8 protein-coding genes are annotated in these 13,641 nt (G+C 74.4%); 4 read left to right on the top strand and 4 right to left on the bottom strand.

The genetic code is table 11. From position 1 onward, the window contains the following. Positions 1-43: 43 nt before the first annotated feature. Positions 44-1,189: a glycosyltransferase family 1 protein gene (locus tag HA073_RS22935; protein WP_166457248.1), complete on the bottom strand. Its 1,146-nt coding sequence runs from the start codon at positions 1,187-1,189 to the stop codon at positions 44-46. Positions 1,190-1,339: 150 nt separating this feature from the next. On the opposite strand from HA073_RS22935, the gene HA073_RS22930 reads away from it, so the two are divergent. Continuing rightward, positions 1,340-2,029 carry a TIGR03089 family protein gene (locus tag HA073_RS22930; RefSeq protein ID WP_166457247.1) on the top strand — a complete coding sequence of 230 codons (690 nt, stop codon included), beginning with the start codon at positions 1,340-1,342 and terminating at the stop codon, positions 2,027-2,029. Positions 2,030-2,147: 118 nt separating this feature from the next. Here the strand turns inward: HA073_RS22930 and HA073_RS22925 are convergent, their stop codons facing one another. Both HA073_RS22925 and HA073_RS22920 read right to left on the bottom strand, forming a co-directional pair. Then, on the bottom strand, positions 2,148-4,139 hold the full coding sequence (locus HA073_RS22925; protein ID WP_166457246.1) for an acetoacetate--CoA ligase: 1,992 nt from the start codon (positions 4,137-4,139) through the stop codon (positions 2,148-2,150). A gap of 318 nt (positions 4,140-4,457) precedes the next feature. Beyond that, a complete protein-coding gene (locus tag HA073_RS22920) occupies positions 4,458-4,973 on the bottom strand; it encodes an acyl-CoA thioesterase (protein WP_030501344.1) in 516 nt (171 codons plus the stop codon). Between the two features lie 23 nt (positions 4,974-4,996). On the opposite strand from HA073_RS22920, the gene HA073_RS22915 reads away from it, so the two are divergent. Continuing rightward, positions 4,997-5,650, top strand: a complete 654-nt coding sequence (locus HA073_RS22915) for a hypothetical protein (protein WP_064447700.1) — start codon at positions 4,997-4,999, stop codon at positions 5,648-5,650. Positions 5,651-5,702: 52 nt separating this feature from the next. Here HA073_RS22915 and HA073_RS22910 read toward each other — a convergent pair whose 3' ends face one another. Beyond that, positions 5,703-6,866 carry an acyl-CoA dehydrogenase family protein gene (locus HA073_RS22910; protein WP_043326488.1) on the bottom strand — a complete coding sequence of 388 codons (1,164 nt, stop codon included), beginning with the start codon at positions 6,864-6,866 and terminating at the stop codon, positions 5,703-5,705. A 248-nt stretch (positions 6,867-7,114) separates the two neighbouring features. Here HA073_RS22910 and HA073_RS22905 point away from each other — a divergent pair, with 248 nt between their 5' ends. Next, positions 7,115-8,542: a UDP-glucose/GDP-mannose dehydrogenase family protein gene (locus tag HA073_RS22905; protein ID WP_043326489.1), complete on the top strand. Its 1,428-nt coding sequence runs from the start codon at positions 7,115-7,117 to the stop codon at positions 8,540-8,542. Positions 8,543-8,703: 161 nt separating this feature from the next. Continuing rightward, positions 8,704-13,611 (top strand): SCO7613 C-terminal domain-containing membrane protein, encoded by a 4,908-nt coding sequence (locus HA073_RS22900; RefSeq protein ID WP_166457245.1) that lies wholly within the window; start codon positions 8,704-8,706, stop codon positions 13,609-13,611. Positions 13,612-13,641: the final 30 nt, after the last annotated feature.

Here is a 13,641-nt window from a genome sequence, read left to right as displayed (position 1 = left end):
GCGAGTCGTCACGGTCGGTCGGCCGGGGCCGGCCCGCCGGCCCTCAGGACCGGGCCCGTCGCCAGGCCGCGATGTGCACGTCCGCGCTGGACTCCCAGGTGAACTCCTTGGCCCTGTCGAACCCGGCCTTGGCCAGCGACAGCCGCCGCGGCTCGTCGTCCAGCAGGGCGGCCAGGTCGGCGGCGATCTGGTCCGGGTCCTCGCTGGTGTACGCCACCGCGTCGCCGCCCACCTCGGGCAGGGACAGACGCGGCGTGGTGAGCACCGGGGCCGCGCACGCCATCGCCTCCAGGATCGGCAGGCCGAAGCCCTCGCCGTAGGAGGGGTAGGCGGCCACGAGCGCGCCACCGAGGAAGCCGGGCAGGTCTGCGTAACGCAGGTAGCCCGGGCGCAGCAGCCGCAGGTGCGACGGCACCTCGGCCACCGCGCGGTCGATGTCGTCGTCGTGCCCCTGACCGCCCGCGACCACGAGCGCCGGCGGGTTCGGCCGGTCGGCCACCGCCCGCGCCCAGCCGCGGATCAGGTTGGGTACGTTCTTGCGCGGCTCCTTGGCCCCGAGGAACGCGACGTAGCTGCTGTCGCCCAGCCCCAGGCGGGCCCGCACGCGCGCCTTCTCCTCGTCGCCGGGCGCGTGGAAGGCGTCCTGCTCGACGCCGTGATAGGCGACGTCGATCCGGGTCGGGTCGGCGTCCAGCAGCCGGATCAGCTCGTCCCGGGTGGCCTTGCTCGGCACGATCACCCGGCCGGCCCGCCGCAGCGAGGTCTTGATGGCGCTGCGGAAGAACGTCCGGCGCGACTTGTCGTAGTGCTCCGGCTCGGTGAAGAACGTCGCGTCGTGCACGGTGACCGTCACCGGGCATCCGGCCCGCAGCGGACAGGTGTAGAAGGGCGAGTGCAGCACCTCCGCGCCCACCTGCTGGGCCAGCAGCGGCAGGCCGGTCTGCTCCCAGGCCAGCCGCGCCGGCCGGTGCGCCACCGCCGCCGGGGCGGGGATCACCTCGGCGCCGGGCAGCATCCGGGTGTAGCGCTCCAGGTCGGTGCGGAGGCTCACCACCGCCAGGTCGACGCCGGTGCCGCAGACCCGGCCCAGCGCGCCGAGCAGTCCGTCGACGTATCTACCGACGCCGCCACGGTCGGCGGGGACACTCGTGGCGTCGATGAGAACGCGGGGCGGGCGACCGGCGGTCACGGGGCGGCTCCTCAGATGGCGCAGTTGTGGGGAAGAACACTGTCGGCAAGCGTACGCCGCGCCGGGCGCACAACGCTGACCGCGACCCGACGGTACGCCGACTTGACGTTGTCATCGAGTACGCACGCGGGGCGCGTATCGTTCGCGCCGATGGCCGACAACATTGCCCGGGTGTTCGCCGACGCGATCGCGCCGGATCCCACCCGACCGCTGCTGACCTGGTACGACGACGCCACCGGCGAGCGCACCGAACTGTCCGGCGCGACGCTTGCGAACTGGGTGGCGAAGACCGCGAACCTGCTCACCGACGAGATCGGCGCCGCGCCCGGCGACCCGGCCGGCGTGTTGCTGCCGCCGCACTGGCAGACCGCCGCCGTGCTGCTCGGCTGCTGGTCGGCGAAACTGACGGTGACCGACGCGCCGGGGCCGGTGGAGGTGCTGTTCGTGGCCGCCGACCGGGTCGACGAGGCGGCCGGGTGGCCGGCCGGCGAGCGGTACGCGCTGGCGCTCGACCCGTTCGCGCTGCCGATGCGGCAGGTGCCCGCCGGCTACGCCGACTTCGTGACGGCGGTACGCGGACACGGCGACCACTTCACGCCGTACCCCGAGGGTGGCGAGGGGGACGCGGCGCTGCTGGCCCGCGCGCAGGCCCGCGCCACCGAGCTGGGCCTGACCCAGGGCGACCGCCTCCTGGTAGACGTGACCACCCACCCCGACCCGGTCGACTGGCTGCTCACCCCGCTCACGGCAGGAGCCAGCGTGGTGGCGTGCGCCCACCCCGACCCGGCCCGCCTGGCTTCCCGCGCCGAAACCGAGAAGACCACCCACACCCTGCCCTGACCCTCGCCCGCCCTCTCCCCGTTGATCTTGCAGTTTCGGCCCTCGGGGCGGGTGATTCGCCCCGTTCGCCGGGGCAGAAAGTGCAAGATCAACGGGCGGGTCGGCGGGGACGGCGGGATCAGCGAGGCGAGACGGGGCTGTCGGTGGTGGACCGGCGCTGGGCCAGGGCGGCGAACGCCGTCAGGGACTCGGGGTTGGCCAGGGCGCCCTTGGCCGCCGCGCTGTCCACCGGGGTACCCGTGAGGATCTTCTTGACCGGGACCTCCAGCTTCTTGGCGCTCAACGTTCTCGGCACGGCCCGGACCTGGTGGATCTCGTCCGGCACGTGCCGCGGCGACAGCGCGGTACGCAGCTCCCGGCAGATCTTCTTACGCATGTCGTCGTCCAGCTCCAGGCCCTCGGCGAGCACCACGAACAGCAGCAGCTCACCCGCGCCGCCCTCGTCGTCCTCCAGGTGCACGACCACCGAGTCGACCACCTCGTCCAGGCCCTCGACCACGGAGTAGAACTCGGCGGTGCCGAGCCGCACCCCGCCCCGGTTGAGCGTGGCGTCGGACCGGCCGGTGATCACGCACCCGCCGCGCTCGTTCACGGTGATCCAGTCGCCGTGCCGCCACACCCCGGGATAGACCTCGAAGTACGCCTCCCGGTAGCGCGCGCCGTCCCTGTCGTTCCAGAACCCGACCGGCATGCTCGGCATCGGCTCGGTGATTACCAGCTCGCCGAGCTGCCCGATCACCGCGCTGCCGTCGGCCGAGCGGGCCTCCACCTTCGCGCCCAGCGCCCGGCAGGCGATCTCCCCCGCGTACACCGGCAGCAGCGGCACGCCGCCGACGAACCCGGTGCACACGTCAGTGCCGCCGGACAGCGACTGGAGCTGGAGGCGGTCGCTGACGTTCTCGTACACCCAGGTGAAGCCCTCGGCCGGCAGCGGCGCGCCGGTCGAGCCGAGGCCTCGCACCGCGGACAGGTCGGCGATCTCACGCGGCACCAGGCCGGCCTTGCGGCAGGCCAGCAGGAACGGCGCGGACGTGCCGAAGTACGTGGTGCGGGTGTCGGCGGCCAGCCGCCACAGCGCACCCAGGTCGGGGTGGCCCGGGTTGCCGTCGAACAGCACGATCGCCGCGCCCACCGCCGGGCCGGAGACCAGGAAGTTCCACATCATCCAGCCGGTCGTGGTGAACCACAGGAACCGGTCGGACGGACCCAGGTCGTGGTGCAGCGCCAGCATCTTGAGGTGTTCCAGCAGGATGCCGCCGTGGCCGTGCACGATCGGCTTGGGCAGGCCGGTGGTGCCGGAGGAGTAGAGCACGTAGAGCGGGTGGTCGAACGCCACCGGCGTGAACGTCAACGGCTCGTCGGTCGGCGCCGCCAGCTCCGCCCACGGCAGCGCGCCGTCGGGGGCCGGGCCGTCCGGATCGAGGTACGCGATGGCGACCGTGTGCCGCAGCGACGGCAGCGCGGCCCGGATCGCGGCCACCTCGGCGCGCCTGTCCACAGGCTTGTCGCCGTACCGGTAGCCGTCCACTGCCACCAGCACCGTCGGTTCGATCTGCTGCCAGCGGTCGGTGACGCTGCGGGTGCCGAACTCGGGCGCGCAGGAGGAGAAGATCGCGCCGAGGCTGGCGGTGGCGAGCAGCAGGACGTACGTCTCCGGGATGTTCGGCGCGTACGCGGCCACCCGGTCGCCCGCACCCACGCCGAGGCGGCGCAGCCCGGCCGCCACCCGGCGGACCCGCTCGCGCAGCTCGGCGGCGGTGAGCGTCTCCGGGGCGCGGGTCTGCCCGTGCGCGATCACCGCCGGGTCGTCGTCGCCCAGCCCCGGCATGCGCAGCACGTTCTCGGCGTAGTTGAGCGTCGCGCCGGGGAACCAGCGGGCGCCGGGCATGGCCCGGTCGGTCAGCGTCGCCGTCGGCGGGGTGTGCGCGACCACGTCGAACCAGTCCCAGATCGAGCGCCAGAACGCCTCCAGGTCGGTCACCGACCACTGCCACAGCGCGTCGTAGTCGGCGAACTCCAGCCCGCGGTGCTCGGCCAGCCAGCGCAGGTAGTCACCGATCCGGGACCGCTCCCGCACGTCCGCCGGCGGCGTCCACAGCACGTCAGCCACTGATCCACCCTCCCTGAGGCCCTGCCACGACGGTGTGCCGGGGCCGTGGCGCCATCTTGCCCTACCTCGTGCCGCCATTGTCCGCGCCGGGCACGGCGCACGGGGCGTGGCCCGCCCACACCCCGCACCCCCACCCCATGTGGCCCGCGTGTAAGGAAGGGCCCCCTATTAACGCCTCCGGTAGAGGAAGGGCCCCTTGTTAACACCTCGCCCTCCGCGGGTGTCCAGGCGCCGGTGGAGGCGGCGTGTGTCGGCGGGGGTGTTAATAGGGGTCCCCTCCTCTACCGGAGGCGTTAACAAGGGGCCCTTCCTTACACCTCAGCCGGCGCGGTGGGCCTGGATCGCCCGGCGGCGGGCCAGCCGGTGCGCCCGCCGGATCTCGGCCTCCCGGAAGCGGCGCTCGTCCTCCGGCGTCTCCGGCAGCACCGGCCGGACCGGACGGGGCGTGCCACCCACGTCGACGCCCACGAAGACCAGGTACGCGGTGGCGACCCGGACCGGTTCCTCCTCGGCCGAGTCCCAGCGCTCGGCGACCACCTTCACCCCGACCTCCATCGAGGTGCTGCCGGTCCAGTTGATCTGGGCGTGCGCGTGCACGAGGTCGCCCACCCGGACCGGCTCGGAGAAGACGATCTCATCGATGGAGGCGGTCACCGCGGTGCCGCCACTGTGCCGGGCCGCCGCCGCGCCGGCAACGTCGTCCACAAATTTCATCAGTACCCCACCGTGCACGGTCCCGTACAGATTGACATCGACCGCGGTCATGATGCGACTGAGCGTGACGCGGGAGTACGAGGTCGGTTTACCCGGCGGGACCGCGGGATGATCTGTCATGCCGAAAACGGTACGGTGCGCGGATGCGACATCTCTGGAGCTTCCTCGCCGGGTTGGCGGTGGCGCCCGTCACCTGGGTGCTCGTCACGCTCGGTCAGGACGGATCTGAGCGGACCGTCGACCGCTGGGTGGAGATCGGGACGTACAGCACGCCGAACCTGATCGAGCCGGCCGTCTATCTGGGCGTCGCCGGCATCCTGCTCGGCCTGCTCGGCACGTTGCGCTTCTCGCCGCTCGGCCCGCTCGTGGCCGGCCTGCTGCTCGCGGTCCCGTACCTCGGGCTGTTCGTCGCGCCGTTCAGCGTGCGGGACCGGGTGCCCGGTGACCTGAAGCTGCTCGGTGACCCGCTGCCGCTGCGCGACCCGCTCGACAACGGCACGCTGTTCCTCATCGGCGTGCTGCTGCTGATGGCCGTGTTCAGCACGAGCCGCTGGCGGCGTCCCGCCACACCCGCGCCGGCCGAGGCGGAGCTGACCCCGGCCGCCGCGCCGGTGGAGCACAAGCCGACGCTCACCGACTGGCCTCCGGCGCCGGCGAAGGACCCGGACACGCCACCGCTCACGCTGGCGTACCCCGAGAGCCCGACCGAGCCGCTGCCCCGCCGTACCGGCGGCGAGTCGCCGTGGTCCGCCCCGCCGCGCGGCGCGGGCCGGCCGGAGGGCACCGAGAGCCGTTGAACGAGCGCGGGCGGGCCGGTGTGCACCGGCCCGCCCGCCCGAACGCCTCCGGTCAGCCCTTGAGCAGCTGACGGGCCATGACGATGCGCTGCACCTGGTTGGTGCCCTCGTAGATCTGGGTGATCTTGGCATCCCGCATCATCCGCTCGACCGGGTAGTCGCGGGTGTAGCCGTAGCCGCCGAGCAACTGGACCGCGTCGGTGGTGATCTCCATGGCGGCGTCCGACGCGAAGCACTTCGCGGCCGCGCCGAAGTAGGTCAGATCCGCGTCGCCGCGCTCGGACCTGCCGGCGGCGGCGTACGTGAGCTGCCGGGCCGCCTCCAGCTTCATGCCCATGTCGGCGAGCATGAACTGGATGCCCTGGAAGTCGGCGACCGGCTTGCCGAACTGCTTGCGCTCCTGGACGTAGCCCTTGGCGTAGTCCAGCGCGCCCTGGGCGATGCCGACGGCCTGCGCGGCGATGGTGACCCGGGTGTGGTCCAGCGTCTTCATGGCGGTGGCGAAGCCGGTGCCCTCGGCGCCGATCATGCGGTCGGCCGGGATCCGCACGTTGTCGAAGTAGACCTCGCGGGTCGGCGAGCCCTTGATGCCGAGCTTCTTCTCCGGGGCGCCGAAGCTGACGCCCGGGTCGGACTTCTCCACGACGAAGGCGGAGATGCCCTTCGACCGGGCTGTGGGATCGGTCACGGCGAAGACGGTGTAGTACTCGGAGACGCCCGCGTTGGTGATCCACCGCTTCACGCCGTTGAGCACCCAGTGGTCGCCGTCGCGTACCGCCTTGGTGGTCATCGCGGCGGCGTCGGAGCCCGCCTCCGGCTCGGAGAGGCAGTAGGAGAACATGCCCTCCCCGGCCGCTACCGGAGTCAGGTACTTGCGCTTGAGCTCCTCGGAGCCGGCCAGCAGCAGCGGCATGGTGCCCAGCTTGTTCACCGCCGGGATCAGCGAGGACGAGGCGCAGGCCCGCGCCACCTCCTCGATCACGATGGCCGTGGCCAGCGCGTCCGCGCCGGCGCCGCCGTACTCGACCGGGATGTGCGGGGCGTGGAAGTCGGCGGACCGCAGCGCCTCGTAGGACGCCTTCGGGAACTCACCTGTCTCATCGGCCTCAGCGGCATGCGGTGCCACCTTGGCCGCACAGACCTCACGGACCGCCTCCCGGATCGCCTCGTGCTCCTCCGGCAACCGGTAGACGTCGAACGACTGCTCTGCGGCCATGTCGGCCCTCCCCTTTCACCGCTATCATGCGCAGTCTGTACCGCCCGGGGGCCGAAGACTGCCGCAAACTGAAGGATAGCCACCGGCCCCTGCCGGACCTTACCGGCGGGTAGGCTCGCGCCCGAGCGTCGCCCGCCCGGCCCCACTACCCTCACAGCAGAAATTCAGTTCCCTCGGTGCCCGGCCCAGGCGCCCCCAGCAGAATGCGACGCATGGAAGCGCCGCCAGTGCGAGCGGAGAAGACAGGCGTGACGATTCCGTACCCGAACACCCAGCCGATGCCCGCCATCGCCGCGGTGACCCCGCCGTCCGGCGCCCCCCGCCCCCGGGTGACGTTCCTCGGCACCGGCTACCTCGGTGCGACCTACGCCATCTGCTACGCCGAACTGGGCTACGAGGTGCTCGGCTTCGACGTCGACGCGGACAAGATCGCCAAGCTGAACGCCGGTGAGGTGCCGATCCACGAGCCCGGCCTCGACGAGCTGCTGCGGCGCAACCTGGCCGCGGGCCGGCTGCGATTCAGCACGGACATCAACGAGACCGCCGACTTCGGCGACGTCCACTTCATCTGCGTCGGCACCCCGCAGCGGGCCGACGGCATGGGCGCCGACCTGTCGTACGTCGAGGCGTCCGTGACCAGCCTGGCCCAGCACCTGACCCGTAAGGCGCTGATCGTCGGCAAGTCCACCGTGCCGGTGGGCACCGCCGAGTGGGTGGAGCAGCTCGTCGGCAAGCACAGCCCGGCCGACCTCGGCGTCGAGGTGGCGTGGAGCCCCGAGTTCCTCCAGGAGGGCTTCGCCGTCGACGACGTGCTGCGTCCGAACCGGATCGTGGTCGGCGTCAAGAGCGAGTGGGCAAACGGCATGCTCTACGCCGCGCACAAGGGCGTCTTCGACCTCGCCGCCACCGAGGACCGCGAGGTACCGCTCGTGGTCACCGACTTCGCCACCGCCGAGCTGGTCAAGGTCGCCGCGAACGCGTTCCTCGCCACCAAGATCTCCTTCATCAACGCGATGGCGGAGGTCTGCGAGGCCGCCGGCGGCGACGTCACCCAGCTGGCCCGCTCGATCGGCTACGACCCGCGCATCGGCAACCGCTTCCTCCAGGCCGGACTCGGCTTCGGCGGCGCGTGCCTGCCCAAGGACATCCGCGCCTTCCAGGCCCGCGCGCAGGAGCTGGGCGCCGGTGAGGCGCTGCGCTTCCTGCACGAGGTCGACCTGATCAACCTGCGCCGGCGCAGCCGCGTCGTGCAGCTCGCCGCCGAGTTGCTCGGCCGCCGCTCCGGCCCGGCCGGGCCGGACCTGTCCGGCACCCGCGTCGCGGTGCTCGGCGCCACGTTCAAGCCCAACACCGACGACGTACGCGACGCGCCGGCGCTCGCGGTCGCCGCGCTGCTCGGCAAGGCCGGCGCCGACGTGCACGTGTTCGACCCGCAGGGGATCGAGAACGCGCGCCGCGCGGTGCCCGAGCTGACGTACGAGGAGACCATGAACGACGCCGTCCGCGGCGCCGACCTGGTCTGCGTGCTCACCGAGTGGGCCGAGTTCCGCAACGCCGACCCGGTGGCCCTGGGCGAGCTGGCCAACGGCCGCAAGGTGGTCGACGGGCGCAACTGCCTCGACTCCACACTGTGGACGCAGGCCGGCTGGGAGTACCGCGGCATGGGCCGCCCCTGATCCGATGACCGCGCGGACCGGCCGCCGGGAACGTCTCCCGGCGGCCGGTCCGCTTTTTGTTGTCCGGAACGCGGCGGCAACTGTCGAAATCCCGGCCCACTCAAGGCATGCTGCCTCTGGGAGGTCCACAGTGCGAGGGCACGGGCGGACGGGAGACTGTCGTGGAGAGCTTCAGGTGCGCCTCGTGCGGGCAGGACATCAAGCCCGCCGTCGTCTGCCCGCACTGCGGCGCGCACCAGCCGCAGTGGGCCGAGCACCTGGCCGACATCGAGCGCTCGATCGCCGAGATGAAGGCCCGCGACGCCGAGATCGCCCGGGAACAGCGGCAGATCGCCGCCAAGATGCAGGCCGCCCTCTTCCAGCGGGACATCCTGGCGCACGCCGGTGAGGAACGGGTCCGGCAGGCCACCCGGCCGCGCCGGGTCCTGCGCCGCCGGCCCGGCCGCCGCCCGCCCACCGCCGCCACCGGCGCGCCGCCCCGGGTGCCCCGCCAGGGCACCTCGCCGCCCGGGCCGCCGGAGGACCTGCCTCCGTCGCCGCCGCGCGGTCGCCCCCGCTGGCTCGATGCGGACGACCCGGAGCACCCGCCCGAGGCGTCCTCGCGCGAGGTGCAGAACATCCCGCTGGGGCTGGGCGCGCTCCTGCTCGGCGTCGCCGCGGTGGTCTTCGCGGCGGTGGCCACCAGCTCGATGGACGCGCTGGCTCGTCTCGGCGTACTGCTGGTGGCGACGGCGCTGATGCTCGTCGCCCCGCCGGTCCTGGCCCGGCGCGGGCTGACCTCCACCGCCGAGACCGTCGCCGCGGTCGGGTTGCTGCTGGTGCCGCTGGCCGGGTACGCGCTCTGGGCCGTGGACCGGATCGGCGGCGACGGATCAGGTGCCGCGTTCGCCGGGACGATCTTCCTGGTCACCACGCTCGTCGCCCTGGGGTACGCGTACGGGACGGGTCTGCGCGCGCCACGCTTCGCCACAGTGCTCGCCGCCCAGCCGGTGCTGCCGCTGCTGGCGTACGAGCGGATCACCGGGCCGGTCGGCTGGGCGCTGGTGCTCACCGCGGTGGCCGTGCTCGACCTCGCGCTCGTCCGTTCCGCTGTGGTACGTGAGCGGCCGGTCCGGCGTGACCTGCCCGCCACCGCGCCGACCCCGCCCGTCCCGCCCCGGCAACGCGCCGACGAGGACCGGCCCGAGTCGGCGCCGGAGGAGGTCGGCGAGGTGCTCGGCGGGGACGCTCCCCCGGAGCCGGCCGCCACCGCCCGGCCGGTGCCGTGGCTGCCCGAGCTGACCTGGCTGCTGCACGGCGTGGCGGTCGCTGTCGCGCTGGCGTACGCGGTCACCGGCCTGCTGCGCGCCGCCACCGTCCCGCCGGCCGCCGCATCGGGCGCGGTGCTGCTGCTCGCCGCGCTGGTCGCGCTGGCCGGCACGCTCGTGCTGCGCCGGCCGCCGCTGCCCGATGTCGGCGCCGGCATCCTCACGCTCGCGGTGATCGGCGCGCTCGGCCGGGTCGCCTCGGTGGCCCTGCCGGGCCGGTCCCTGCTGCTGATCTCCGCCGTCATCGCGCTGACCGGGCTCGCCGTCCGGGCCGTACCGGAGGCGGCCCGGCGGGGTCCGCAGCTCGCGTCGGCGGTGGCGCTCACGGTCAGCGGCCTGGTGGTCGCCGGTGGCGCGCTGCGCGCCGGGCTGGCGCCGCTCCGGGCCGCGCTGCCGGCCTGGTCGGCGGACCTGAGCGGATGGCACGCCGAGCTGGCCCGGGCGGTCGGCCCGACCGGCTGGCAGCTCGCCGCCAGCGCGCTGCTGCTCACCGTCGCCGCCGTGATCGCGCTGCCGCCCGAGATCCGGCGTGAGTTCGCGGTGGTCGGCGCGGCGCTCACCGCGCTCGCCGTACCCGCGTCGCTCGGCCTGGGGTGGGCGGCGGCCTGCTGGCCGATGCTGCTGACCGCGGTCGTCGTCGGTGTGCTCGGGCTGAGCGCCGGCACCGAACGCGCGGCGGTGACACACGCGGTCACCGCGGCCGGGCTGGGCCTGATCGGCGCCGGCGCCGCGCTCGCCCGGCCGGCGCTGACCGCCGCGGCGCTGACGCTGCTCTTCCTGGCCGGCGCGCTGGTCTCCCTCGCCCCTCGGGTCCGGCTCGCCGCCGCCGCGACCGACACCGTCTGCGCCTGGGCGGCCGGCGGCGCGGCGTTCGCGCTGCCGGGCGCCGTCGCCGCGTTCGTCGCCGCCACCGCGCCGACCCCGCCGATCGCCACTCCGGCGAACCTGCGCGAGATCACCGTTCCGATCCTCGCGGCGAGCTTCCTCGCCGTCTGCGTCACGCTCGGCTACGCCGCCCTGGTGCAGGTGGCGCAGCGGCACCTGAGCATTCCGCACGCGCTGGGCACCGTGCTCGGCACGGTGGCCGTCGCCGCCGCCGCGTTCGGCGCGCCGGGCGCGACCTCGGCGGACGCCTGGGTGGGCAGTCTGCTCCTGGTCGCCGCCGCGCTGCTGGCGCTCGCGCCGCGCATCGACGCGGGGCGCCGGGCCGACATGTCCCTGGACGGGTCCGACCTGGCCCTGGCCGCCACCACCGTGGCGCTCGTCGCCACACTGGCCCGGATCGCCGCGGTGCTCGCCCCCGGCGGTCAGCTCGTGGTGGCCTCCGCGCTGGTGCTGCTGGTCGCGGTGGCGGCCCGGGCGCTGCCGGAGGAGTGGCGGCGCGGACCGATCCTCGGCATCGCCGCCGGTGGCCTGCTCCTCGGCCTGATCGCCGCCTGGAGCGCGCTGCGCGGCGGGCTCGGCGTGCTGGCCACCCCCGGCCCGATCTGGGCCGGGGACCTGAGCGGGTGGCCGGCCGCGCCGACGGGCGGGTCGACCTGGCAGGCACCGGTCGCGCTGGTGCTGCTCGCGGTGACCGCCGCCGTCCTGCTGCCGGCGCCGTGGAAGTACGACGTTTCTGGCCTGGCCGTCGTGCTCGCCACGGTGGGCGCGCCGGCCGCGTTCGAGTTGCCCTGGTGGTCCCCGGTGGTGGTGGGCGCAATGGTGGCCACTGTCTACGGCATGGCGGCCGTGGCCGCTGTCGATCCCCGGGCCTCGCTGTCCCGGGCCACGGTGGCCGGTGTGGTCGCGCTGCACGCGGCCGGGGCGGGACTGGTCCGCCCGGGGACCACGGCGCTGGCGCTCGGCAGCATCGCGCTGATCGGGGCGACGGTGGCCGCCCTGGCCCGTACGCTCGCGCCGTCGCTCGTGGACGACGTACGCGCCGAGGGCATGCCGCCGCACCTGGTGCAGGTGGGCGGCGCCGGCGCGGGCGCCGCGGTGCTCGCCCTGCCCGGCGCGGTGGCCGCCCTGGCCGCCGCGTTCGGCCACCCGCCCCAGGTGGTGCTGACCGCCGCGCTGGCCGCCACCAGCATCGGTCTGGCCGCGATCGCGGCCGCGCGCCGGTACGTGCCGCAGTACCTCCCGTTCGCCAGCGTGGCGGTGGTCGGCGCGGCCACCGTCACCGCTGCCGCCGCGCTCGCGGTCGGCCTGCCGGCGGGCGTGTTCGCCGCCGCCGCCGCGCTGCTCGGCGTGCTCGCCGAACTGGTACGGGCCTCCACGGTCCCGCCCGCCGGCTCGGCCCGGCCGGTACGCCGCTGGACCGTCCTGCTGAACGGGGCGATGCGACGTGACCCGGACGATCCGGTGCTGCGCTGGCGGGTCAGCCCGGCCGCCGGCGCGCTCGCCGCCGCGGCGTTGCCCACCGCGCTGGCGCTGGCCACACTGGCGCCCGCGCTTGTGGTGGCGTTGTTCTCGCCGTTCGCGGTGCTGAGCCGGGTGTGGCAGGGGCCGCCACCGGAGCTGCTGACCCCGCCGGCGAACGCGGTGAATCCCACCCACGTGCTCACCGCGCTGCTGCTCACAGTGACAGCGGCGCTCGCCGCCACCGGGTTCAGCGGGGGCCGGCGGTCCCGTGCGGTGCCGGTGATCCTGCCCGGGGCGGCGGTCACGCTGCTGATCACGCCGGTGGCGCTCGGCCGGGGCTGGCCGGTGACCGCGCTGGCCGCGCTGGCGGTGTTCACCATCTCGATGCTCGGCCTGGCGCTGACCCCACCGCCGGCGCTGGCCGAGCCGGGCCGGTCGATCCGGGTGGCCCGGGTGCTGGTCTTCGCCCTCGGGCTGGCCGCCGGTGGCGCCGGGCTGGCCGGCAGCCTCGCCACCAGCGACCTGACCGTGTTCACGCTCGGCGGCGCGGTGGGCGTGGGCGCCGTCGCCGCGCTGTTCGGCACCACCCAGCGTGCCCGCATCCTGGGCTGGCTGTTCGGCTCGCTGATGGCGCAACTCTTCGTGCTCACCGTCGGCCTGAAGTCCGGGCTCGCCGCGGTCTGGTCCGCCTTCGGGGTACTCGCTGTCGGCGCGGCGTTGCAGGTCTTCGCCGCCACGCTGCCCCGGCTGCGCCGCCCCGAGGCGTACCGGGAGGCGGCCACCGTCGAGTGGAGCGGCTTCGGGGCGGCGCTCATCGCGCTGGCCCTGGCGTACGACTCGCCCCGGCACATCGCCGCGCTGCTGGCCGCGTGGGGCGCGGTCCTCGGGGTGGCGGCCACCCGTCCGGGGCGCCGGCCGATGGAGCGCAACCTGCTGTTCTGGGCGGTAGTGGCCTGCGAGATCAGCGCCTGGTGGATCCTGATGCGGGTGGCCGACGTGGCGCTGCCGGAGGCGTACACGCTGCCGTTCGCGGCGCTCGCCCTGCTGGTCGGGGTGCTGCAACTGCGCCACCGGCCCGACCTGTCGAGCTGGGTGGCGTACGGCCCGGCGCTCGTCACCGCTTTCCTGCCCACGCTGGCGATCGTGATCGCCACCGACTCCAGCATGCTGCGTCAGGTGCTGCTGCTGCTCGGCGCCGTCGCGGTGCTCATCTTCGGCTCGACCAGCCGGCAGCAGGCCCCGGTGATCGTGGGCGCCGCGGTGACCGCGATCGCGGCCGTGCACGCGCTGTTCAGCCTCGGCCCGTGGCTGGTGCTGATCCCGGTCGGCATCGTGCTGCTGGCACTGGGCGCGAGCAACGAGCGTCGCCGCCGCGCCCAGGAGCGCCTGCAGACCGCGCTGCGCGGCATGCGGTGAGCCGAGCGGGCCTGGCGGTGCCGGGCCCGC

This window comes from Micromonospora sp. CMU55-4, assembly GCF_011602315.1.
Classification (GTDB): domain Bacteria; phylum Actinomycetota; class Actinomycetes; order Mycobacteriales; family Micromonosporaceae; genus Micromonospora; species Micromonospora chalcea.
Note: the sequence above shows the minus strand (reverse complement) of the source record. Positions and strands in the feature narration are given on the sequence as shown.

Bases quoted from the DNA above. Each gene is read 5' to 3' on its own strand.
- HA073_RS22930 (WP_166457247.1), top strand. From the start codon at position 1,340: ATGGCCGACAACATTGCCCGGGTGTTCGCCGACGCGATCGCGCCGGAT.
- HA073_RS22910 (WP_043326488.1), bottom strand. From the start codon at position 6,866: ATGGCCGCAGAGCAGTCGTTCGACGTCTACCGGTTGCCGGAGGAGCAC.
- HA073_RS22920 (WP_030501344.1), bottom strand. From the start codon at position 4,973: ATGACAGATCATCCCGCGGTCCCGCCGGGTAAACCGACCTCGTACTCC.
- HA073_RS22915 (WP_064447700.1), top strand. From the start codon at position 4,997: ATGCGACATCTCTGGAGCTTCCTCGCCGGGTTGGCGGTGGCGCCCGTC.